The organism is Burkholderia sp. SRS-25 (genome assembly GCF_004343765.1).
GTDB lineage: Bacteria > Pseudomonadota > Gammaproteobacteria > Burkholderiales > Burkholderiaceae > Burkholderia > Burkholderia contaminans.
The window spans coordinates 77075-98493 of the sequence record NZ_PTXM01000018.1 but is presented as its reverse complement, the minus strand read 5'-3'; the positions used below and the strand labels follow the sequence as shown (position 1 = coordinate 98493).

Sequence of the window (21419 nt, the reverse complement as noted above, 5' to 3'; positions counted from 1 at the left end):
TTCGAGGCGGCGGGCGCGGACCGCACGAGGCGGCCCGCGCCCGGACCTTGCGGCCGGGCACGGCGTCAGGCTTGCGGCGCGGCGAGCTTCTGCTCGAGTTCCGCGACGCGTTTCTCGAGTTCCTCGAGGCGCACGCGGGTGCGGGCGAGCACTTGCGCCTGCGTGTCGAATTCCTCGCGCGTGACGAGATCGAGTTTCGAGAAGCCTTGCGACAGCATGGCCTTCACGTTGCGCTCGACGTCCTTGGCCGGCGAGTTTTTCAGCAGATCGCTGACGCGCGACTGCAGATCGTTGAAAACGTCGCTGGGTTGCTTCATGTGATTCCCCTTCCTTGCACAAAAAATGTGCATCTTCAGTTGCGTACGTGCCCATGATGCACGCATGACCGGAAATGGTGCGCCCGGAGCGCGAATTCCGGGCATGGCGCCCGCATGGGTGAATGCCCCGGCGATCCGGGACGTGCGTGCACTCTAGCAACGATCCTTTCGCCGCGCCAGCAAACCAGGCCACGTTGGCCATTCGGCCGGGCTTCCGCGCCTTACATCGCCGGATGTGACCCTGTTCCCGCGCCCTTCGAGACGGTGTTCCAACGGACATGGCATGCGAGTTGCTGAGAAGAGTCCGTTACAACATTCCAACCAATTCGACGGGACAACCCAGCGAGAGGACTTCATGAAACTCATTACCGCAATCATCAAGCCGTTCAAGCTCGATGAGACGCGCGAAGCGCTGTCGGCGCTCGGCGTCTCGGGCATCACGGTGACGGAGGTGAAAGGGTTCGGGCGCCAGAAGGGGCATACCGAGCTGTACCGCGGCGCCGAATACGTGGTCGATTTCCTGCCGAAGATGAAGATCGAGGCGGCCGTGTCGGACGATCTCGTCGACCAGGCGGTGGAAGCGATCGAGCGGGCCGCGCGCACCGGCAAGATCGGCGACGGCAAGATATTCGTCACGCCCATCGAGCAAGTGATCCGGATTCGCACCGGGGAGACCGGCGCTGACGCGCTGTAACAGAACAGACAAGACAAGCGACAAGAGGAAACCCAAGATGCGCAAACTTCTGATGTCCCTGCTGATGGCCGGCTCGCTGATCGCGGCCGGCGTCGGCTCCGCGCTCGCCGACGACGCGGCGTCCGCCGCGGCTGCGTCCGCACCTGCCGCCACGGCTTCCGACGCATCGGCTGCTGCCGCTCCGGCCGCTTCGGCACCGGCTGCCACCGACGCATCCGCGACCGCCGCTGCCGCCGCACCGGCTTCGGGCGCCGCCGACGCATCGGCTGCCGCCGCCGCGTCCGCGCCTGCCGCACCGGCTGCGCCGACCGCCCCGTTCTCGGTCGATTCGTCGAAGATCAGCGCGGGCGACACCGCGTGGATGCTGACGTCCACCGCGCTCGTGCTGTTCATGACGATCCCCGGCCTCGCGCTGTTCTACGCGGGCATGGTCCGCAAGAAGAACGTGCTCGCGACCGTGATGCAGAGCTTCGCGATCACCGCAGTGATCACGGTGCTCTGGACGGTGGTCGGCTACAGCCTCGCGTTCACGCCGGGCAACGGCTTCATCGGCGGCCTGTCGCGCGTGTTCCTGCACGGCATGAACTACATCAAGGGCGACAAGGCGACCACGCTGACCGTCAGCCACCTCGCGACGACGATCCCGGAATCGGTCTACTTCGTCTACCAGATGACGTTCGCGATCATCACGCCGGCACTGATCTGCGGCGCGTTCGCCGACCGGATGAAGTTCTCGGCGATGCTCGTGTTCATGACGCTCTGGTCGCTGATCGTCTACGTGCCGATCGCGCACATGGTGTGGGAGCCGACCGGCTGGCTGTCGTCGGACGGCGTGCTCGACTTCGCGGGCGGCACGGTGGTGCACATCAACGCCGGTATCGCGGGCCTCGTGTCGTGCCTGGTGCTCGGCAAGCGCGTCGGCTACGGTCGTGAATCGATGGCACCGCACAACCTCGTGCTGACGATGATCGGCGGCTCGATGCTGTGGGTCGGCTGGTTCGGCTTCAACGCAGGCTCGGCGGTCGCGGCCGACGGCCGTGCCGGCTTCGCGATGCTGACGACGCAAGTCGCGACGGCGTGCGCGGCGCTCGGCTGGATGTTTGCCGAATGGATCGCGAAGGGCAAGCCGTCGGTGCTCGGCATCGTGTCGGGCGCGGTCGCGGGTCTGGTGGCGATCACGCCGGCAGCCGGCTTCGTCGGCGTGGCAGGCGCGCTCGTGATCGGTATCGCGGCAGGCGTCGTGTGCTTCTGGTCGGCGACGTGGCTCAAGTCGAAGCTCGGCTACGACGATTCGCTCGACGCGTTCGGCGTGCACGGCATTGGCGGGATTCTCGGTGCACTGCTGACTGGCGTATTCGCGGTCAAGGATATCGGCGGCGCCGACGGCAGCCTGCTGCTGCAGGCGAAGGGCGTCTTGATCACGCTGGTCTACAGCGGCGTGCTGAGCTTCGTGCTGCTGAAGCTGATCGACCTGACGATCGGCCTGCGCGTGTCGGAAGAAGAAGAGCGCGAAGGTCTCGACGTGATCCTGCACGGCGAGCATGTCGAATAAGTCACAAGGATGACCGGCGGGCCGCCGCGACGACGGCGCCCGCCATGAATGAGCGCAGCGACTTGGGCCCGCCTCACCCGGCGGGCTTTTTTTCTTCTGTCACGCGCTGTCGTAGCGGATAACCCTTCACTCTATCGGGTCAATAGCCGAAAACTTCCTCCATATCCTTGTGAAGCCGGGAACAATCCCCAAATGGGCAGGGCAATTGCTCTACAATCTTCATTCTCCCGCTCGCGAGTGATTCATGGTTCCCCACCTCGTTACCGCGTTGAACGGTCCGCTGCTCGAACTCGAGCAGAAGATCCTCGACGCGACGCCTGCGATCGAACGCTGGTTCAGGCTCGAATGGCAGGAACACACCCCGCCGTTCTATTGTTCGGTGGACCTGCGCAATGCCGGCTTCAAGCTGGCGCCTGTTGACGCGAACCTGTTTCCCGGCGCGTTCAACAACCTGCCGTCCGAAGTGCTGCCGCTCGCCGTGCAGGCGGCGATGGCCGCGATCGAGAAGATCTGCCCGGACGCGAAGAACCTGCTCGTGATTCCCGAGCTGCCGACCCGCAACGCGTTCTACCTCGAAAACGTCGCACGTCTCGCGACGATCATGCGCCAGGCCGGCCTGAACGTGCGCTTCGGTTCGCTCGACCCGAGCATCACCGACATGACGCCGATCACGCTGGCCGACGGCCAGAAGATCGTGCTCGAACCGCTCGAGCGTTCGCAGCGCCGCCTCGGCCTGAAGAATTTCGATCCGTGCTCGATCCTGCTGAACAACGATCTGTCGGCCGGCATTCCGGCCGTGCTGGAAAACCTGCACGAGCAGTACCTGCTGCCGCCGCTGCACGCGGGCTGGGCCGTGCGCCGCAAGTCGACGCATTTCTCGTGCTACGACGACGTCGCGAAGAAGTTCGCGAAGATGGTCGGTGTCGATCCGTGGATGGTGAATCCGTATTTCGCGCACGTGGAAGGCGTCGACTGGCAGGCGCATGAAGGCGAGCAGGCGCTCGCCGATGCGATCGACGGCGTGCTGAAGAAGATCGCGCGCAAGTATCGCGAATACGGGATCAGCGAGAAGCCGTACGTCGTCGTGAAGGCCGACGCGGGCACGGCGGGGCGCGGCGTGATGACCGTGCACGATGCGGCCGAGATCGGCCGCATGTCGAAGGCCGAGCGCGCGCAGATGGCCGAGTCGAAGGCCGGCCTCGCGGTGCGCGACGTGATCGTGCAGGAAGGCGTGTATACGTTCGAGCGCGTCGGCGACGAAGTCGCCGAGCCCGTCGTGTACATGATCGACCGCTACGTGGTCGGCGGCTTCTACCGCACGCACGCCGGTCGCGAGCGCGACCAGAACCTGAACGCGCCCGGCATGCACTACGTGCCGCTCGGCTTCGAGCACACCGCGCTGCCGGATGCGGGCGCCAAGCCGGGTGCCGCGCCGCCGAACCGTTTCTACATGTACGGCGTCGTCGCGCGGCTGTCGCTGATCGCGTCGTCGATCGAACTGGAAAAGACCGACCCCGAAGCCATCCAGGTGTAACGGACCTTCGCTACGTACAGGACCTCATGGACATTCTCTTTATCGCCGACCCGCTCGAGCGCTTCAAGATCTACAAGGATTCGACCTACGCGATGATGGCGGAGGCGGCGCGGCGCGGGCATGCGGTGTACGCATGCGAGCCGCACCAGCTCGCGTGGACGGGTTCGGGCGTCGAGGCGGACGTGCAGCGCGTGACGATCGTCGGCGATACGGCCGATCTGCACCGCCATCCGTGGTACGAGGCGGCCGCGCACGAATCCCGTGCGCTGACGTCGTTCGGTGCGGTGCTGATGCGCAAGGATCCGCCGTTCGACATGGAATACGTGACGGCCACGTGGATGCTCGAGCTCGCCGAGCGGGCGGGCGCGCACGTGTTCAACAAGCCGCAGTCGATCCGCGATCACTCGGAAAAGCTCGCGATCGGCGAGTTTCCGCAATTCGTCGCGCCGACGCTCGTCACGCGTGATGCGGCACGCCTGCGCGCGTTCCACGCCGAGCATGGCGACGTGATCGTCAAGCCGCTCGACGGGATGGGCGGGATGGGCGTGTTCCGCGTGAAGGCCGACGGGATGAATCTCGGCGCGATCATCGAGATGCTCGGCCACGACGGCACGCGCTCGCTGATGATCCAGAAGTTCATTCCGGAGATCAAGGCAGGCGACAAGCGCATCCTGCTGATTGCGGGCGAACCGGTGCCGTTTTCGCTCGCGCGGATTCCGCAGGGCAGCGAAGTGCGCGGCAATCTCGCGGCGGGCGGGCTCGGCGTGGCGCAGCCGCTGACCGCGCGCGATCGCGAGATCGCCGAAACGCTCGGGCCCGTGCTCGCGGCACGCGGGTTGCTGCTGGTCGGCCTGGATGCGATCGGCGACTGGCTGACCGAGGTGAACGTCACGAGCCCGACGTGCTTCCGCGAGATCATGGAGCAGACGGGCTTCGACGTCGCCGCAATGTTCATCGACGCGCTGGAGCGTGCAGCCGCGTAGGCTGCTTTCCCGCGCAACCCCGGCGGCGGCCGCGCAGGTCCCCGTCGCCGGAGCGGTTCGACCGGCCTGCTACAATGCCCGCTTGCCCGGTGCTGCGCTCGCGTACCCAAGGCCCGGCGGTCGGGCCGAAACTGTTGCAAGGCTGAACATGGAACGTTTCCCACACTCGCTACGCTCATTGCCCCGCCGCGGGGTGTCGGCCCGCCAGGGGCGGCCGGGAGCGATCTGACATGGCCGGGATCCTGATCATCGCGCACGCCCCGCTCGCCACCGCGCTGCGGGACTGCATCGCGCACATCTATGGCGGCGTGCCCGCCCGCATCGGCTGTATCGACGTGATGGCGGACAGCGACCCGACCCAGGTGATGGCGTTCGCGCACGCGGAGCTCGCGCGTCTCCGGGAAGAGAACGGCGTGGTCGTGCTGACCGACATGTACGGCGCGACCCCCGCGAACATCGCGGGCCAGCTCGCGAAGCTCGAAAACGTGCGCGTGCTGGCCGGCGTGAACCTGCCGATGCTCGTGCGGGCCGTCTGCTACCGCACCGTGCCGCTCGACAAGCTGGTCGACAAGGCGCTGTCCGGCGGCGCGAAGGGCGTCCACGAGGTGTCGGCCGGCACGCCGCCGCCGCCGAGCGAAACCGGCTGCGGCCAGTGCGCGCCGATTCCGCCCGAACCGCAGCCGCGCACCGAATCGCACTGAGCCTCCGTTTTCCGTTTTAGACCGACCCGCCTGCGCGCGCCGCCGGCGGTCCCGACCGACCCGACCGAGAATCATGCTTCAACAAGAAACCACCATCGTCAATAAATTGGGGCTCCATGCGCGCGCATCGGCCAAGCTTACGCAACTGGCCGGCAACTTCCAGTCGGAAGTCTGGATGACGCGCAACGGGCGCAAGATCAATGCGAAGAGCATCATGGGTGTGATGATGCTGGCGGCCGGCATCGGCAGCACAGTGACGATCGAGACCGACGGGTCCGACGAGCAGGAAGCGATGGATGCGCTGCTGAAGCTGATCGCCGACAAGTTCGGCGAAGGCCAGTGATCTAGGGCCTGTTTCCATATGGAACGCACATGCGAATGCCCGAAATCGCTCGTAGGGCAAGGAGCGAGGAGCGCCGTTTGGCCGAGCCAAACAAGCGACGAGCGACGCCGCCATACGGGCGATTTCGGGCATTCCCGTGACACGTATTTTTTAATTTGGGGTTGCCACGAGAACGGCCGCTCGCCGCGTTGCACTCCTTGCGAATACGTCCAGTATTCGCGGCGTCGCGCGCCTCGCGAGCGGCCGTTCTCGTGGCAACGCATGCGCGTTCCATATGGAAACAGGCCCTCGGATCGTTGCCGTTTCCAGTCAGAATGCCGCGGATTCCGCGGCATTTTTTTCGTCGGAAGCATTGATGCGGAATGCGCAATGCTGCGGTGCATGCAGCCAGCGGGGAGTCGCGGAATTTATAATCGCTAACCGGGGTCATAAGCGCATCGCAGCAGTGTGCCGCGGCTTTACTTGTACAGAGGAGGTGCGCGTGTCCTTCACGCTGCATGGCATTCCCGTCTCACGTGGTATCGCGATCGGGCGAGCGTATCTGATCGCGCCGGCGGCGCTCGACGTCGCCCATTACCTGGTCGAGGCAAACCAGATCGATGCGGAGGTCGAGCGCTTCCGCACCGCGCTCGAGGTCGTGCATCACGAACTCGAAGCGCTGCGCGCCGACCTGACCGACGACACGCCGAGCGAAGTCGGCGCATTCATCGACGTCCACGCGATGATCCTGAGCGACGAGATGCTCGTGCAGGAAACCATCGACCTGATCCGCACGCGCCGCTACAACGTCGAGTGGGCGCTGACCGAGCAGCTCGAGCTGCTCACGCGCCACTTCGACGATATCGAGGACGAATACCTGCGCGAGCGCAAGGCCGACATCGAGCAGGTGGTCGAGCGTGTGCTGAAGGCGCTCGCCGGCGCGCCGTCCGCGTCGCAGGCGCTCGACCGCGCGGCCAAGAACGGCACGAACGAGATGATCGTCGTCGCGCACGACATCGCGCCGGCCGACATGATGCAGTTCAAGTCGCAGTCGTTCCAGGCGTTCGTCACCGACCTCGGCGGGCGCACGTCGCACACGGCGATCGTCGCGCGCAGCCTCGGCATTCCGGCCGCGGTCGGCGTGCAGCATGCGAGCGCGCTGATCCGCCAGGACGACCTGATCATCGTCGACGGCGACCAGGGCATCGTGATCGTCGATCCGGCGCCGATCGTCCTCGAGGAATATTCGTACCGGCAGTCCGAGAAGCTGCTGGAGCAACGCAAGCTGCAGCGCCTGAAGTTCTCGCCGACGCAAACGTTGTGCGGCACCAAGATCGAGCTGTACGCGAACATCGAGCTGCCCGACGACGCGAAGGCGGCCGTCGAGGCCGGCGCGGTCGGCGTCGGGCTGTTCCGTTCCGAGTTCCTGTTCATGCATCAGAAGGAGATGCCGGAGGAGGAAGAGCAGTTCGCCGCGTACAAGCGGGCCGTCGAGTGGATGAAGGGCATGCCGGTGACGATTCGCACGATCGACGTCGGTGCGGACAAGCCGCTCGAGGCGCTCGACGAAGGCTACGAGACGGCACCGAACCCCGCGCTCGGCCTGCGCGCGATCCGCTGGAGCCTGTCCGAGCCGCAGATGTTCCTCACGCAGTTGCGCGCGATCCTGCGCGCGTCCGCGTTCGGCCAGGTGAAGATCCTGATCCCGATGCTCGCGCACGCGCAGGAGATCGACCAGACGCTCGACCTGATCCGCGAGGCGAAGCGTCAGCTCGACGATGCGGGGCTCTCGTACGACCCGAACGTGCGCATCGGCGCGATGATCGAGATCCCGGCCGCGGCGATCGCGCTGCCGCTGTTCCTGAAGCGGTTCGATTTCCTGTCGATCGGCACGAACGACCTGATCCAGTACACGCTCGCGATCGACCGCGCGGACAACGCGGTCGCGCACCTGTACGACCCGCTGCATCCGGCCGTGCTGCACCTGATCGCCTATACGTTGCGCGAAGCGAAGCGCGCGGGCGTGTCCGTGTCGGTATGCGGGGAAATGGCGGGGGACCCGGCGCTCACGCGTCTGTTGCTCGGGATGGGGCTCACCGAGTTCTCGATGCACCCGAGCCAGTTGCTGGTCGTGAAGCAGGAGATCCTGCGCGCGCACCTGAAGGCGCTCGAAAAGCCCACGGCCGACGTGCTCGCCGCGTTCGAGCCGGAGGAAGTGCAGGCCGCGTTGCAGCGCCTGTCGGTGGCGGAGCCGCGTGCGGATGCGGCTGCGTAGCCGGCGTCCGCGTCTGCGCTAATCGTCGCGAAGTGTCACCATGCATGCGCCGCCCGGCGCATGCCCGTCGCGCGTCAGTGCCGGCCCCCGCACACGGGGCAGTCGGCCTGGCGCGCGATTTTCATCGTCGTCCATTCCATCCGCAGCGAATCGAGCATCATCAGGCGCCCGTTGAGCGTCTTGCCGATTTCCCCGATCACGCGCAGCGCCTCGGCGGCCTGCATCGCGCCGATGATCCCGACCGTCGGCGCGAACACGCCCATCGTCGCGCACGCGACTTCCTCGAACGGCTGGTCTTCCGGAAACACGCACGCATAGCAGGGCGCGGCCGGGTCGCGGAAGTCGAACGTGCTGATCTGCCCGTCGAAGCGCAGCGCGGCGCCCGATACGAGCGGCACGCCATGCGCGACGCAGGCGCGGTTGATCGCGTGCCGCGTCGCGAAGTTGTCGGTGCAGTCGAGCACGACGCTCGCGTGCGGCACGTGCGCGTCGAGCCATGCATCGTCGACACGCTCCGCGACCGCGTGCACTTTCACCTCGGGGTTCAGCTGCGCGAGCGCGTCGCGCCCTGATTCGACCTTGTGGCGGCCGACCGACGCCGTCACGTGCAGGATCTGCCGCTGCAGGTTCGTGAGATCGACCGTATCGGCGTCGACGAGCGTGATCGTGCCGACGCCCGATGCCGCGAGGTACATCGCGGCGGGCGAGCCGAGGCCGCCCGCGCCGACGACGATCGCATGCGCATCGAGAAAGCGCTGCTGTGCCTCGATGCCGATTTCGTCGACGAGGATGTGACGGGAGTAGCGAAGGAGTTGATCGTCGTTCATGGGGAGTCGTGGCGAGGCGGCGTATGTGTCGTTATTTTAGGCGCGCATGAAAAACGGGCCATCGCGGTCTTCCCGCGATGGCCCGTCGGATGCCGGCCGGCGCTTACTTCGGTGCCGACGCGGGCTTCGGTGCGGAAGCCGGCTTCGCGCTGGCGCCCGATGCCTTCGAGGCCGTGGCGGCCTTGCCGGCCGGGCCCTTCGTGCTTTCGGCGAGCAGCGACTTCGATTCCTGGACCGGCTTGCCTTCGAGCTTGTTGAGCGCCTGCTGCATCATGAAGTCGTCGGCGCTGCCGAACTCGATCGGCTTGCGATCGCGATCCTTCTGGCGCTGCTCCGGCGTCTTCTTGTCGTTCTGCTCTTCAAGCACGCGCAGCTGATCCATCCGGCGCTGCTCGCGGTCTTCCTGTTCCTTCTTCTCGTTCGGATCCTGCGTGTTCGCGAGGTGGTTCGTGTAGTCGACCTCGCGCGTCACGAGCACGTCGTCCGGATCGCCGTCCGCGTACTGATCGACCGGCACGTCCGGCGTGATGCCCTTGTTCTGGATCGAACGGCCGCTCGGCGTGTAGTAGTACGCGGTGGTCAGGCGCAGCGCGGTGTCGGCCGTCATCGGGCGGACCGTCTGCACCGAACCCTTGCCGAACGTCGTCTTGCCCATGATCTGCGCGCGCTTCGAATCCTGCAGCGCACCGGCGACGATTTCCGACGCGGACGCCGAATAGGCGTTCGTCAGCACGATCATCGGCACGGTCTTGAAGACCGGCGGCAGGTTCTTCAGCGGATCGCCATCGAAGGACGGCAGGCGATAGTTGTCATACGTATCGCGGTAGACCTGCTTCGAATCGGCGATCTGGCCGTTGGTCGACACGACGACGGAGTCGGGCGGCAGGAACGCGCCGGCCACGCCGACCGCGCTCTGCAGCAGGCCGCCGCCGTTGTTGCGCAGGTCGAGGACGAGGCCCTTCAGGTTCGGCTGCTGGCGTGCGATGTCCTGCAGCTTCTGGGCGAGATCGGGCGTCGTGCGCTCCTGGAAGCTCGTGATGCGGACATACGCATAGCCCGGATCGAGGATCTTCATCTTCACGCTCTGGACCTTGATGATCGCGCGCGTGACCGTGACCGGGAATGTGCGGTCGTCGCTCTTGCGGAAGATCGTCAGCGTGACCTTGGTGCCCGGCTCGCCGCGCATCTGCTTCACGGCCTTGTCGAGCGTCATGCCGCGCACCGGCTTGTCGTTGATGCGGGTGATCAGGTCGCCCGGACGGATGCCGGCGCGGAACGCGGGGGTATCCTCGATCGGCGAGATCACCTTGACGAGGCCGTCTTCCTGCGAGATCTCGATGCCGAGACCCGCGAAGCGGCCCTTCGTCTGCTCCTGCAGCTCGTCGTAGTCGGTCTTGTCGAGGAACGACGAGTGCGGGTCGAGGCTCGACACCATGCCCTTGATCGCGGCCGTCAGCAGCTTCTTGTCGTCGACCGGTTCGACGTACTCGCGCTTGATCTGTCCGAAGACTTCCGCGAACAGGCGGAGCTGGTCGAGGGGAAGCGGCGCCGTGGCGGTCTGCTCGGCCGATGCGGAAACCTGCAGCGTGGCGAACACGCCCGTGGCGAGGCCCGCGGCAATCAGGCCGATGTTCTTCAATTTCATTCGCATAGAGATCTGGTGCGGTCGGGAAGCGCGTGGCGGTAGCGGGGATGATGTAGCGGACAAGTATAACTGTTCGTCCGATAACTCAGTGGAACGGCGCGAAAAGCGTCGAACAGGCCCGGAGCCGGCCCGGCGGGGGCGCCGCCGGATGCGCTGCGGGTTCGAAAGCGGTTTCGACAGCGCCAGGGCCGCGAAGGTTCGCGCGGCGCGGGCTACAAGGGCCGGGGGCCGGGCCGCACCGGACGCAGCCCGCCCGGCTTGCCCGGCCGACGGGCGTCAGCCCGCCTTGCCCTGCTTCGCGACGGCGGCCTGCGCCTGCGCGATCGCGTCCTGGTCGCCGAGGTAATAGTGCGTGATCGGCTTCAGGTTCTCGTCGAGTTCATACACGAGCGGCACGCCGTTCGGGATGTTCAGGCCGACGATGTCGCTGTCCGAGATGCCGTCGAGGTACTTGATCAGCGCGCGCAGCGAATTGCCGTGCGCGGCGATCAGCACCTGCTTGCCGGCGCGGACCGCCGGGGCGATCGACTCGTTCCACAGCGGCAGCACGCGCGCGACCGTGTCCTTCAGGCACTCGGTGAGCGGCAACTGCTCGCGCGGCACCTTCGCGTAGCGCGGGTCGTTGAACGGCGCGCGTTCGTCGGTCGGCTCGAGCGCGGGCGGCGGCGTGTCGTAGCTGCGGCGCCACACGAGCACCTGGTCGTCGCCGAACTTCGCGGCCGTTTCCGCCTTGTTCAGACCCGACAGCGCGCCGTAGTGGCGCTCGTTCAGGCGCCACGAATGGACGACCGGCAGGTACATCAGGTCCATCTTGTCCTGCACGTGCCACAGCGTGCGGATCGCGCGCTTGAGCACCGACGTGTACGCGATGTCGAACGTGTAGCCGGCCTCCTTGAGCAATTCGCCGGCCTGGTAGGCCTCGTTGCGACCCTGTTCGGTCAGGTCGACGTCGACCCAGCCGGTGAAGCGGTTTTCCTTGTTCCACGTCGATTCGCCGTGGCGGATGAGAACGAGTTTGTACATGGATCTTGCGGTCGGTAGTGAAGGAAGCGGTGGCGCATCGTGCAGGACCCGACCCGGGCCCGCCATCGCGCAAGACGGTTATTTTATAATGGCGGGATTGTCCTCATCCGATTTCTCTTTTTCCGGCGGAATTCCGTGACGTTCTTTACCAATTACACCAACCTGGCCCTTATCGCGATCCTGGTGGTATCCGGCGGCCTGCTGGCCTGGCCCGCGCTGCGCCGCGGCCGCGGCGGCCTGTCCGCCGCAGAGGCGACGCAACTCATCAACCGCCGCAACGCGGTCGTGATCGACGTGCGCGCCGCGGCCGATTTCGCTGCCGGCCACCTGCCGTCGGCGCGTCAGGTCGCGGTGGGCGAGATCGGCACGAAGATCGCGCAGGTCGCGAAGAACAAGAGCACGCCGGTGTTGCTCGTCTGCCAGAACGGCCAGCAGTCGCAGAAGGCGGCGCGCGAGGTCGAGGCGGCGGGTTACGCCGAGGTGCACGTGCTCGAGGGCGGCGTGGCCGCCTGGCAGCAGGCCGGGATGCCGGTCGTCAAACAAGGAGTGGCGAAGTGAACAAGGTTTTGATGTACAGCACGCAGGTGTGTCCGTATTGCATCCAGGCCGAGCGCCTGCTGAAGCTGCGCGGTGTCGAGCAGATCGAGAAGGTGCTGATCGACCGCGATCCGGCCCGCCGCGACGAAATGATGACGCGCACGGGGCGCCGCACGGTGCCGCAGATCTATATCGGCGACACGCACGTCGGCGGTTACGACGATCTGTCGAAGCTCGACCGCGAAGGCGGGCTCGTCCCGCTTCTGCAAGCGGCCTGATTAGGGCAGAATGGCCGCCGGCCGCGCCGCGGCTTGGGCGCGCAGGATTTATCCGTGGCGGCCGGCGAGAAGCCGGGCCGCCCCGTCACCACTTTTAGGGAAACACCATGTCCGACGTCGAAAACCAACCGTTCTTCAACATCCAGCGCGTCTACCTGAAGGATATGTCGCTCGAGCAGCCGAATTCGCCGGCGATCTTCCTCGAGCAGGACATGCCGTCGGTTGAAGTCGAAGTCGACGTCAAGGCCGACCGCCTCGCGGAAAGCGTGTTCGAAGTCGTCGTGTCGGGCACCGTCACCGCGAAGGTGAAGGACAAGGTCGCGTTCCTGATCGAAGCGAAGCAGGCCGGCATTTTCGACATCCGCAACATTCCGGACGAACAGCTCGACCCGCTCGTCGGCATCGCATGCCCGACGATCCTGTTCCCGTACCTGCGTTCGAACATCGCCGACGCGATCACGCGTGCGGGCTTCCCGCCGATCCATCTGGCGGAAATCAACTTCCAGGCGCTGTACGAACAACGCCTCGCGCAGCTTCAGCAGCAGGCCGGTGCCGCAGCAGGCGCACCGAACGGCACGACGCTGAACTGACGTTTCACTCGGAGGACCGGTGCTGGGTATGAAAGTAGCCGTTCTCGGCGCCGGTGCTTGGGGCACCGCGCTCGCGGGCCATCTGGCCGCGCGGCACGATACGCTTCTGTGGGCGCGCGACGCCGCGCTCATCGCCGGGCTGCAGGCCCGGCACGAAAATTCCCGTTATCTGGACGGCATCGCGCTGCCTGATGCGTTGCGCTACGACGCCGATCTCGGCGCCGCGCTCGCGCATGGCGCCGCGGACGACGCACTGTGCGTGATCGCCGCGCCCGTGGCGGGGTTGCGCACGCTGTGTCACGCGATGCGCGACGCAGGCTGCGTGCCTGCGCATGTCGTCTGGGTCTGCAAGGGCTTCGAGGCCGACACGCATCTGCTGCCGCACCAGGTGATCGCGGCCGAGTTGCCCGAACAGCACAGCAACGGCGTGCTGTCGGGGCCGAGCTTCGCTCGCGAAGTCGGGCAGTCGCTGCCCGTCGCGCTGACGGTGGCGAGCACGTCCGCCGAATGCCGCGAGCGCACGCTCGCCGCGTTCCATCACGGCGCGATGCGGATCTATACGGGTGACGATGTGGTCGGTGTCGAGGTCGGCGGCGCGGTGAAGAACGTGCTCGCGATCGCGACCGGCATTGCCGACGGTCTCGGCCTCGGGCTGAACGCGCGCGCCGCGCTGATTACGCGCGGCCTCGCCGAAATGTCGCGGCTCGGCGTCGCGCTCGGCGGGCGAGCGGAAACCTTCACGGGCCTCACGGGCCTCGGCGACCTGATCCTCACCGCCACGGGCGACCTGTCGCGCAACCGCACGGTCGGCCTGCAACTGGCGGCCGGCCGCACGCTGAACGATATCCTCGGCGCGCTCGGCCACGTGGCCGAAGGCGTGCGCTGCGCGCAGGCCGTGCTGGCCATCGCGCGCGCGCAGTCGATCGAAATGCCGATCACCGAAGCCGTGTGCGGCGTGCTGTTCGACGGCATCGCGCCGAGCGACGCCGTCAGCGGCCTGCTGCGGCGCGACGCGCGCGCCGAGTAACGCGGCCCGGCGCCGTTCGGCGTCGTGTTCGCGTCGGGCGCGCGGCGTCAAAGCACGCTACGCTTGAACAGTCTCCGGCGTTCCGGGAGGTTGTCATGCTGCAGATCCATTCCACTACGCTCGATGCGCAGGTCGTCGACATTACGACGCTCGATGTCGACGCGATCGTCAACGCCGCGAACGGCTCGCTGCTCGGCGGGGGCGGCGTCGACGGAGCGATCCACCGCGCGGCCGGCCCCGGCCTGCTTGCCGAGTGCCGCACGCTCGGCGGCTGCGAGACGGGCGACGCCAAGCTCACGCGCGGCCACGGGTTGCCGGCGCGCTATGTGATCCACGCGGTCGGGCCCGTGTGGTACGGCGGCGGGCGCGGCGAGGCGGATCTGCTTGCGTCTTGCTACCGGCGCGCGATCGAGCTGGCCGAGGAGGTCGCTGCAACGTCGATCGCGTTCCCGGCGATCAGTTGCGGCATCTATCGCTATCCGGCTGAGGAAGCCGTCGAGATCGCGGTCGGCACCGTCGCCGAAATGCTGCCGCAGGCGCCGAACCTCGCACGCGTGGTGTTCGCGTGCTTTTCTCCCGACATTTACGACCTGTATCGCGCGCGGCTCGCGCGGGCGTGACGCGTCGCGGTTCCGGGTGCGCCGCGCAAGCGTCATGCGCCGCCTTCGAAGCCGGCCTGGCGCCACGCCTCGAACACGACCACCGCGACCGTGTTCGACAGGTTCAGGCTACGGTTGTCCGGCCGCATCGGCAGGCGTACGCGCTGTCCGTTCGGGAAGCGCTCGAGCAACTCGGCGGGCAGGCCGCGCGTTTCGGAGCCGAACACGAACCAGTCGCCGGGCAGGAACGCATGATCGTGGAAGCGGCCCGAGCCGCGCGTCGTGAACGCAAACATTCGCGCGGGATCGGGCGTTTCCGCCGCGATGAACGCATCCCAGTCGCGGTGCACGCGCATCTGCGCATACTCGTGATAGTCGAGGCCCGCGCGGCGCATCCGCGCGTCGTCGAGCGGGAAGCCGAGCGGCTCGATCAGGTGCAGGCGCGCGCCCGTGTTGGCGCACAGGCGGATCACGTTGCCGGTGTTCGGCGGAATTTCGGGAGCGACTAGGACGACGTTGAACATGTTTCGGTCTGGCTGGGCCGGCCGGGGCTGCGCCATGTGCGCGTTCCCGGCCGGCCGGTTCGTGGCGGCCGCCGCCGTGTTCGGGCGGCTGGCCTCTCTATCTAATTAATCCCTGGCGGTGCGCAGCGCAACCAGATTCGTCACGCGCGCGGCACCCGCCGCCTTCAGCGCGTGCGCGGCTGCCGCGAGCGTCGCGCCGGACGTCATCACGTCGTCGACGAGCGCGACGTGGCGGCCGGCGACGCCACCCGCCACCGCGAATGCCGCCAGCACGTTGTCGCGCCGTGCGTGCCGGTCGAGCCGCGACTGGGGCGCGGTATCGGCGACCCGCGCGAGCAGCGCTGCATCCGCATGCACGCCGAGCCGGCGCGCAAGCGGGCGCGCGATCGCCCACGCCTGGTTGTAGCCGCGCGCGACGAGCCGCCGGTGCGACAGCGGCACGGGCGCCACGAGGTCGAAGCCGCCGGCGCCGGGCGTATCGTCGATCAACCGGGCGAGCCGCGCGGCGAATTCGGTGCCGAGCGCGAGTTTCCGATGAAACTTCAGGCCGCGCGCGAGCCCGTCGAGCGGCGCGCAGTAATCCGCCAGCGCGAGCGTCGCATCGAATGGCGGCGCCGCCGCGCGGCACGCGTCGCACCGGTATGCGGTAACGCGGCCGGTGCCGGCGCGAGCGCCGCGGGGCGGAGGCGAACGCGGTGGCCCGATGCCCAGCGGCAGCGCGCAGACGTCGCAGCGCAGCCGCGCTTCGTTCCAGTAAGCGGCGTCACAAGCGCTGCAAATCACGGCGTGTGACAAATTGCCGCACAGTGCGCAGCGATTCGGCAGCGCGACCGCGGCGACGCGCGCTGCCAGCGCGCGAACCTGCGACAAAGCGACGCGCATCGTGCGTCGGGCGGAACTGCGGATCATCGCAATACTCCTGACACCCCGCCTCAATGAAGCCCGCGGGGCGAGCGAGTATACTTCGGGCTCTTCGCCAGTGTGCCCGACATGTCCCCAGCTTCGACTTCAACCGGCCGTCCGGCCAATGACGCAAGGCGCCTGCGGCGGATCTTCGACCGCCGTGCCGCCACGTTCGATGCGGTCGCGTTCCTGCCGCGCGAGATCGCGCAGCGCATGAACGAGCGCCTCGAATACATCAAGGTGAGCCCCACAGCCGTGCTGGACGCGGGTTGCGGCCCGGGCGACGACCTGCCGGCGCTGCGCGCGCGCTTTCCGGAGGCGCCCGTATTCGGCGTCGACCTGTCGGGCGCGATGCTCGCGCAAGCGGGGCAGCGCGAGGTCGAGCAGGCGAGCTGGCGCCGCTGGCTGCCGGCCTCGCTCGGCCGCGCACTGGGCCAGCGCGGCCCGCGTGTCGCGCAGGCCGATTTTGCCGCGCTGCCGTTTCCCGGCGGCGCGTTCGACCTCATCTGGTCGAATCTCGCACTCCACTGGCATTCGCGCCCGGACGCGGTGCTGCCCGAATGGCAGCGCGTGCTGCGCGTGAACGGGCTGCTGATGTTCAGCACGCTGGGCCCCGATACGCTGCGCGAGCTGCGCGCGGCCTGCGCGGACGCCGAAGCGGCGCTCGGCATGACGCCGCCCGCCGCGCGCGTGATCGATTTCGTCGACATGCACGACCTCGGCGACATGCTCGTCGAGAGCGGCTTCGAGATTCCCGTGATGGATCAGGAAGTGCTGACCGTCACCTACAAATCCCCCGACTCCCTGCTGGCCGACGTGCGCCGCTGGGGTGCCTATCCGTTCGACCGCGAGGCGCCGCAGCGCGCGACGCGGCGCTTTCGCGCGGCGCTCGACGACGCGCTGGAAGCCCGCCGGCGCGCGGACGGCACGATTCCGCTGACGTTCGAAGTGATCTACGGCCACGCATGGAAGGCCGTGCCGCGCACGACCGCAGAAGGGCACGGGATCGTGCGCATCGAGGACATCGGAAAGGGGCGTCCGAAGAATCGGTAAAGCGGTAAAGAGGGGTTTTGTTATGTCTGAAATTAGCGGCGCAAAGCGGGGCCGAATTGGCGCCTGAAATGGCCGGAAAGCTTGTCGCGCTTGGCTCGCGGGCCGATAGTCGCTTGCTTGTGGATGCCATTGAACCCGCCTATAATGCGTCAGCTTGTCGTCCCGGGGTCCCCGCAATACGGGGCGACGAGTCCGATGCAGGCATGCATCGCATGCCATTCGCGTGAGGCGGCGATGGAAGCAGCGAGGGTTTTGGCGGAGACGACGAACGGCGAGCCGGTCCTCGAAGACTGGCTCATGAAGCGCAACTGTTCGGCGTCGCCGCGCCAGTTCGTGCTGTTTTACGCGTCGCTCGCGGGCTTCTCGCTGGTGATCGCGACATTGCTGATGTGGCGGGGGGCTTGGCTCGTCATGCCCTTCACCGGAATCGAGTTGCTGGCTGTGGGTGTCGCATTTGCGATCTATGCTCGCCATGCGGTCGATTACGAACGCATCAGGCTGTATCCGCACCGGCTCGTGATCGAGCGGATGGATGCGGAGCGGCTCACGCAGATCGAATTCAACCCGCGCTGGGTGCGGGTCGAGCCGGGTGCGACGCCACGCGATCCGATTCGGCTGGTATCGCGCGGGCAGACCGTCGTAATCGGGCAGCATCTCGCGCAGTACAAGCGCGCGCAGTTCGCCGACGAACTGCGCGTATCGCTCAGGCGCTGCGGCTGACGAGGCGCGGGCACCGGCGGATAGGGCCGGTAGCTTGCGACGGGGGAGGGTTTGAATGGAAATTTTGGGTAAGGATGCTATGAAAACAATCAAGCGAGCCCTCGCGGGCGTGCTGGCATGCAGCGGATTGCTCTTTGCCGGTGCGGCCCTGGCGGTCGGTGATAGCCCGGGCGGCCCCCGTGTCAACGAGATCAACTTTCAGCCGCCTGTCACGAAGATCGCCGAGGAGCTCTACGATCTCCACACGATGATGCTCATCCTGTGTACGGTGATCTTCGTCGGCGTGTTCGGCGTGATGTTCTATTCGATCTTCGCGCACCGCAAATCCAAGGGCCACAAGGCCGCCAATTTCCATGAAAGCACGACCGTCGAGATCATCTGGACGATCGTGCCGTTCGTCATCGTCGTGCTGATGGCGCTGCCGGCGACGAAGGCCGTCGTCGCGATGAAGGACACGACGAACGCCGACCTCACGATCAAGGTCACCGGCTACCAGTGGAAGTGGGGCTACGACTACGTGAAGGGCCCGGGCGAGGGCATCGGCTTCCTGTCGACGCTCAGCACCCCGCGTGACGAAGTGATGGGCAAGAAGCCGATCACCGACACCTATCTGCAGGAAGTCGACAACCCGCTCGTCGTGCCGGTCAACAAGAAGATCCGCATCATCACGACCGCGAACGACGTCGTCCACTCGTGGTACGTGCCCGCGTTCGGCGTGAAGCAGGATGCGATCCCCGGCTTCGTGCGCGATACGTGGTTCAAGGCCGACAAGGTCGGTACGTTCCGCGGTTTCTGTACCGAGCTGTGCGGCAAGGAACACGCGTACATGCCGGTCGTGGTCGAAGTCCTGTCGGATGACGACTACGCGAAGTGGGTCACCGCGCAGAAGGCCAAGCTGGCCAGCGCCGCAGTCGATCCGAACAAGGTCTACACGATGGCTGAACTCGTCGCGCACGGCGAGGAAGTCTACAAGGCGAACTGCGCGGCCTGCCACCAGGTGAGCGGCAAGGGCCTCGGCGCGTTCCCGGCCATGGACGGCAGCCCGATCGTGAACGGCCCGATCGCCGGCCACGTCGAGCGCGTGCTGCACGGCAAGGGCGCGATGCCGTCCTGGGCGTCGCTGTCGGATCTCGACATCGCGTCGGTCATCACGTACGAACGCAATTCGTGGGGCAACCACAAGAACGACCTGCTGCAGCCGAAGCAAGTGGCCGACGCGCGTAACGGCAAGATGCCGGAAGACGCGGCGGGCGCATCGGCAGCGGCACCGGCGGAAGCCGCTTCGGCGCCGGCGCAAGCCGCGTCGGGCGCAGAGCAGCCGGCCGCAGCGGCATCGGCCGCACTGTCGACGATCTACTTCGAGACGGGCAAGAGCGTGCTGCCGGCCGACGCTAAGGCGGCGATCGCCGCCGCGGCCGACTATGCGAAGGCGCATCCGGACGCGAAGCTCGCGCTGTCGGGCTTTACCGACAAGACGGGCTCGGCCGACGCGAACGCCGAACTGGCGAAGCATCGCGCGCAAGCCGTGCGCGACGCGCTGAAGGCAGCAGGCGTGGCGGAAGACCACATTATTCTCAAAAAGCCGGAAACGATCACGGGCGGGGCTGACGCGAAGGAAGCCCGGCGTGTCGAGATCGGCCCGGCGGCTTGACGTGTCGCTGAGTTAGTCGACGTATTCGCATTAGGAGATTCTCATGTCTAGCATCGGGCACGACGTAGCCGCGGACCACGCGCACGACGACCACGCGCACGAAATGCCGCACGGCTGGCGGCGCTGGCTGTTCGCCACCAACCACAAGGACATCGGTACGCTGTACCTGTTGTTCTCGTTCATCATGTTCCTGTCGGGCGGCGTGATGGCGCTCGCCATCCGGGCCGAGCTGTTCGAACCGGGCCTGCAGATCATGCGTCCGGAGTTCTTCAACGAACTCACGACGATGCACGGCCTGATCATGGTGTTCGGTGCGATCATGCCGGCGTTCGTCGGCTTCGCGAACTGGATGATTCCGCTGCAGATCGGCGCGTCCGACATGGCGTTCGCGCGGATGAACAACTTCAGCTTCTGGCTGCTGCCGGTCGCGGCCGTGCTGCTGGTCGGTTCGTTCTTCGCGCCGGGCGGCGCGACGGCCGCCGGCTGGACGCTCTACGCGCCGCTGTCGACGCAGATGGGCCCGGGCATGGACTTCGCGATCTTCGCGGTCCACATCATGGGCGCATCGTCGATCATGGGCGGGATCAACATCGTCGTGACGATCCTGAACATGCGCGCTCCGGGCATGACGCTGATGAAGATGCCGATGTTCGCGTGGACGTGGCTGATCACGGCTTACCTGCTGATCGCGGTGATGCCGGTTCTGGCAGGCGCGATCACGATGGTGCTGTTCGACCGCCACTTCGGCACGTCGTTCTTCAACGCGGCAGGCGGCGGCGACCCGGTGATGTACCAGCACATCTTCTGGTTCTTCGGCCACCCCGAGGTGTACATCATGATTCTGCCGGCGTTCGGGATCGTGTCGCAGGTGATCCCGGCGTTCGCACGCAAGACGCTGTTCGGCTATAGCTCGATGGTGTACGCGACGGCTTCGATCGCGATCCTGTCGTTCATGGTCTGGGCGCACCACATGTTCGCAACGGGCATGCCGGTCACCGGCCAGCTGTTCTTCATGTACGCGACGATGCTGATCGCGGTGCCGACGGGCGTGAAGGTGTTCAACTGGCTCGCGACGATGTGGCGCGGCTCGATGACGTTCGAAACCCCGATGCTGTTCGCGATCGGCTTCCTGTTCGTGTTCACGTTCGGTGGTCTCACGGGCCTGATGCTCGCGATGGCGCCGCTCGACATCCAGTATCACGGGACCTACTTCGTGGTGGCGCACTTCCACTACGTGCTGGTGGCCGGCTCATTGTTCGCGCTGTTCTCGGGCTGGTACTACTGGGCACCGAAGTGGACGGGCTGGATGTACAACGAGACGCGCGGCAAGATCCACTTCTGGGCGTCGATGATCTTCTTCAACCTGACGTTCTTCCCGATGCACTTCGTCGGTCTCGCCGGCATGCCGCGTCGCTACGCGGACTACCCGGCGCAGTTCACGGACTTCAACCAGGTGGCGACGATCGGCGCATTCGGCTTCGGCCTCGCGCAGGTGTACTTCCTGTTCGCGGTCGCGCTGCCGGCCTACCGTGGCGGCGGCGAGCTGGAAAAGGCGTCGGACAAGCCGTGGGATGGCGCGACGGGCCTCGAGTGGACGGTGCCGAGCCCGGCTCCCTTCCATACGTTCGAGCAACCGCCGCACGTCGAGTAAGTTTCACAGTGCG

22 protein-coding genes are annotated in these 21419 nt (G+C 66.6%); 16 read left to right on the top strand and 6 right to left on the bottom strand.

The features are described 5' to 3' along the window. Positions 1–65: 65 nt before the first annotated feature. Positions 66–317 carry an accessory factor UbiK family protein gene (locus C5O79_RS24805; protein ID WP_006489451.1) on the bottom strand — a complete coding sequence of 84 codons (252 nt, stop codon included), beginning with the start codon at positions 315–317 and terminating at the stop codon, positions 66–68. Between the two features lie 355 nt (positions 318–672). Between C5O79_RS24805 and C5O79_RS24800 the strand changes: the two genes are divergently transcribed. The 7 genes from C5O79_RS24800 (at position 673) to ptsP (ending at position 8378) form a co-directional block, all read left to right on the top strand. Beyond that, entirely contained in the window at positions 673–1011 is a 339-nt protein-coding gene (locus C5O79_RS24800; protein ID WP_006398175.1) for a P-II family nitrogen regulator, read from the top strand. A 37-nt stretch (positions 1012–1048) separates the two neighbouring features. Next, complete coding sequence (locus C5O79_RS24795; protein WP_046544351.1) at positions 1049–2563, top strand: ammonium transporter; 1515 nt, start codon at positions 1049–1051, stop codon at positions 2561–2563. Between the two features lie 244 nt (positions 2564–2807). Continuing rightward, on the top strand, positions 2808–4097 hold the full coding sequence (gene gshA / locus C5O79_RS24790) for a glutamate--cysteine ligase (RefSeq protein WP_011353295.1): 1290 nt from the start codon (positions 2808–2810) through the stop codon (positions 4095–4097). Positions 4098–4123: 26 nt separating this feature from the next. After that, positions 4124–5080, top strand: a complete 957-nt coding sequence (gene gshB, locus C5O79_RS24785) for a glutathione synthase (RefSeq protein WP_039346241.1) — start codon at positions 4124–4126, stop codon at positions 5078–5080. Between the two features lie 230 nt (positions 5081–5310). Then, positions 5311–5781: a PTS fructose transporter subunit IIA gene (locus C5O79_RS24780; RefSeq protein ID WP_096507416.1), complete on the top strand. Its 471-nt coding sequence runs from the start codon at positions 5311–5313 to the stop codon at positions 5779–5781. 73 nt (positions 5782–5854) lie between these two features. Continuing rightward, entirely contained in the window at positions 5855–6124 is a 270-nt protein-coding gene (locus C5O79_RS24775; RefSeq protein WP_046544352.1) for an HPr family phosphocarrier protein, read from the top strand. A 481-nt stretch (positions 6125–6605) separates the two neighbouring features. Continuing rightward, the gene (ptsP, locus tag C5O79_RS24770) at positions 6606–8378 is read left to right on the top strand and encodes a phosphoenolpyruvate--protein phosphotransferase (protein ID WP_039346522.1); all 1773 of its coding nucleotides are present in this window, start codon (positions 6606–6608) and stop codon (positions 8376–8378) included. A gap of 74 nt (positions 8379–8452) precedes the next feature. Here ptsP and moeB read toward each other — a convergent pair whose 3' ends face one another. From moeB to gpmA, 3 genes are all read right to left on the bottom strand, one after another. Beyond that, positions 8453–9205, bottom strand: coding sequence for a molybdopterin-synthase adenylyltransferase MoeB (moeB, locus tag C5O79_RS24765; RefSeq protein ID WP_039346236.1), 753 nt, complete (start codon positions 9203–9205; stop codon positions 8453–8455). Between the two features lie 103 nt (positions 9206–9308). After that, complete coding sequence (locus C5O79_RS24760) at positions 9309–10856, bottom strand: S41 family peptidase (protein ID WP_039346234.1); 1548 nt, start codon at positions 10854–10856, stop codon at positions 9309–9311. A gap of 270 nt (positions 10857–11126) precedes the next feature. Then, positions 11127–11873: a 2,3-diphosphoglycerate-dependent phosphoglycerate mutase gene (gene gpmA, locus C5O79_RS24755; RefSeq protein ID WP_046544353.1), complete on the bottom strand. Its 747-nt coding sequence runs from the start codon at positions 11871–11873 to the stop codon at positions 11127–11129. Positions 11874–12008: 135 nt separating this feature from the next. Here gpmA and C5O79_RS24750 point away from each other — a divergent pair, with 135 nt between their 5' ends. The 5 genes from C5O79_RS24750 (at position 12009) to C5O79_RS24730 (ending at position 14925) form a co-directional block, all read left to right on the top strand. Then, entirely contained in the window at positions 12009–12431 is a 423-nt protein-coding gene (locus C5O79_RS24750) for a rhodanese-like domain-containing protein (RefSeq protein WP_046544354.1), read from the top strand. After that, positions 12428–12688, top strand: coding sequence for a glutaredoxin 3 (gene grxC, locus C5O79_RS24745; RefSeq protein WP_039346228.1), 261 nt, complete (start codon positions 12428–12430; stop codon positions 12686–12688). The genes C5O79_RS24750 and grxC overlap by 4 nt, the downstream gene beginning before the upstream one ends. 107 nt (positions 12689–12795) lie before the next feature. Further along, positions 12796–13278, top strand: coding sequence for a protein-export chaperone SecB (gene secB / locus C5O79_RS24740; protein ID WP_011353285.1), 483 nt, complete (start codon positions 12796–12798; stop codon positions 13276–13278). A 28-nt stretch (positions 13279–13306) separates the two neighbouring features. Further along, complete coding sequence (locus C5O79_RS24735; protein ID WP_122474366.1) at positions 13307–14305, top strand: NAD(P)H-dependent glycerol-3-phosphate dehydrogenase; 999 nt, start codon at positions 13307–13309, stop codon at positions 14303–14305. A 95-nt stretch (positions 14306–14400) separates the two neighbouring features. Further along, a complete protein-coding gene (locus C5O79_RS24730) occupies positions 14401–14925 on the top strand; it encodes an O-acetyl-ADP-ribose deacetylase (protein ID WP_047852252.1) in 525 nt (174 codons plus the stop codon). 32 nt (positions 14926–14957) lie between these two features. Here C5O79_RS24730 and trmL read toward each other — a convergent pair whose 3' ends face one another. Both trmL and C5O79_RS24720 read right to left on the bottom strand, forming a co-directional pair. Further along, positions 14958–15428 carry a tRNA (uridine(34)/cytosine(34)/5-carboxymethylaminomethyluridine(34)-2'-O)-methyltransferase TrmL gene (trmL, locus tag C5O79_RS24725; protein ID WP_122474365.1) on the bottom strand — a complete coding sequence of 157 codons (471 nt, stop codon included), beginning with the start codon at positions 15426–15428 and terminating at the stop codon, positions 14958–14960. Positions 15429–15533: 105 nt separating this feature from the next. Next, positions 15534–16337, bottom strand: a complete 804-nt coding sequence (locus tag C5O79_RS24720; RefSeq protein WP_046544357.1) for a phosphoribosyltransferase family protein — start codon at positions 16335–16337, stop codon at positions 15534–15536. Positions 16338–16418: 81 nt separating this feature from the next. On the opposite strand from C5O79_RS24720, the gene C5O79_RS24715 reads away from it, so the two are divergent. The 4 genes from C5O79_RS24715 (at position 16419) to ctaD (ending at position 21406) form a co-directional block, all read left to right on the top strand. Continuing rightward, positions 16419–17384, top strand: coding sequence for a methyltransferase domain-containing protein (locus C5O79_RS24715; RefSeq protein ID WP_046544358.1), 966 nt, complete (start codon positions 16419–16421; stop codon positions 17382–17384). A 195-nt stretch (positions 17385–17579) separates the two neighbouring features. Then, positions 17580–18104 carry a DUF2244 domain-containing protein gene (locus C5O79_RS24710; RefSeq protein WP_046544359.1) on the top strand — a complete coding sequence of 175 codons (525 nt, stop codon included), beginning with the start codon at positions 17580–17582 and terminating at the stop codon, positions 18102–18104. Positions 18105–18159: 55 nt separating this feature from the next. Further along, positions 18160–19755 (top strand): cytochrome c oxidase subunit II, encoded by a 1596-nt coding sequence (gene coxB, locus C5O79_RS24705; RefSeq protein WP_122474364.1) that lies wholly within the window; start codon positions 18160–18162, stop codon positions 19753–19755. 43 nt (positions 19756–19798) lie between these two features. Next, positions 19799–21406: a cytochrome c oxidase subunit I gene (ctaD, locus tag C5O79_RS24700; protein ID WP_031401318.1), complete on the top strand. Its 1608-nt coding sequence runs from the start codon at positions 19799–19801 to the stop codon at positions 21404–21406. The last annotated feature ends 13 nt before the right edge of the window (positions 21407–21419 follow it).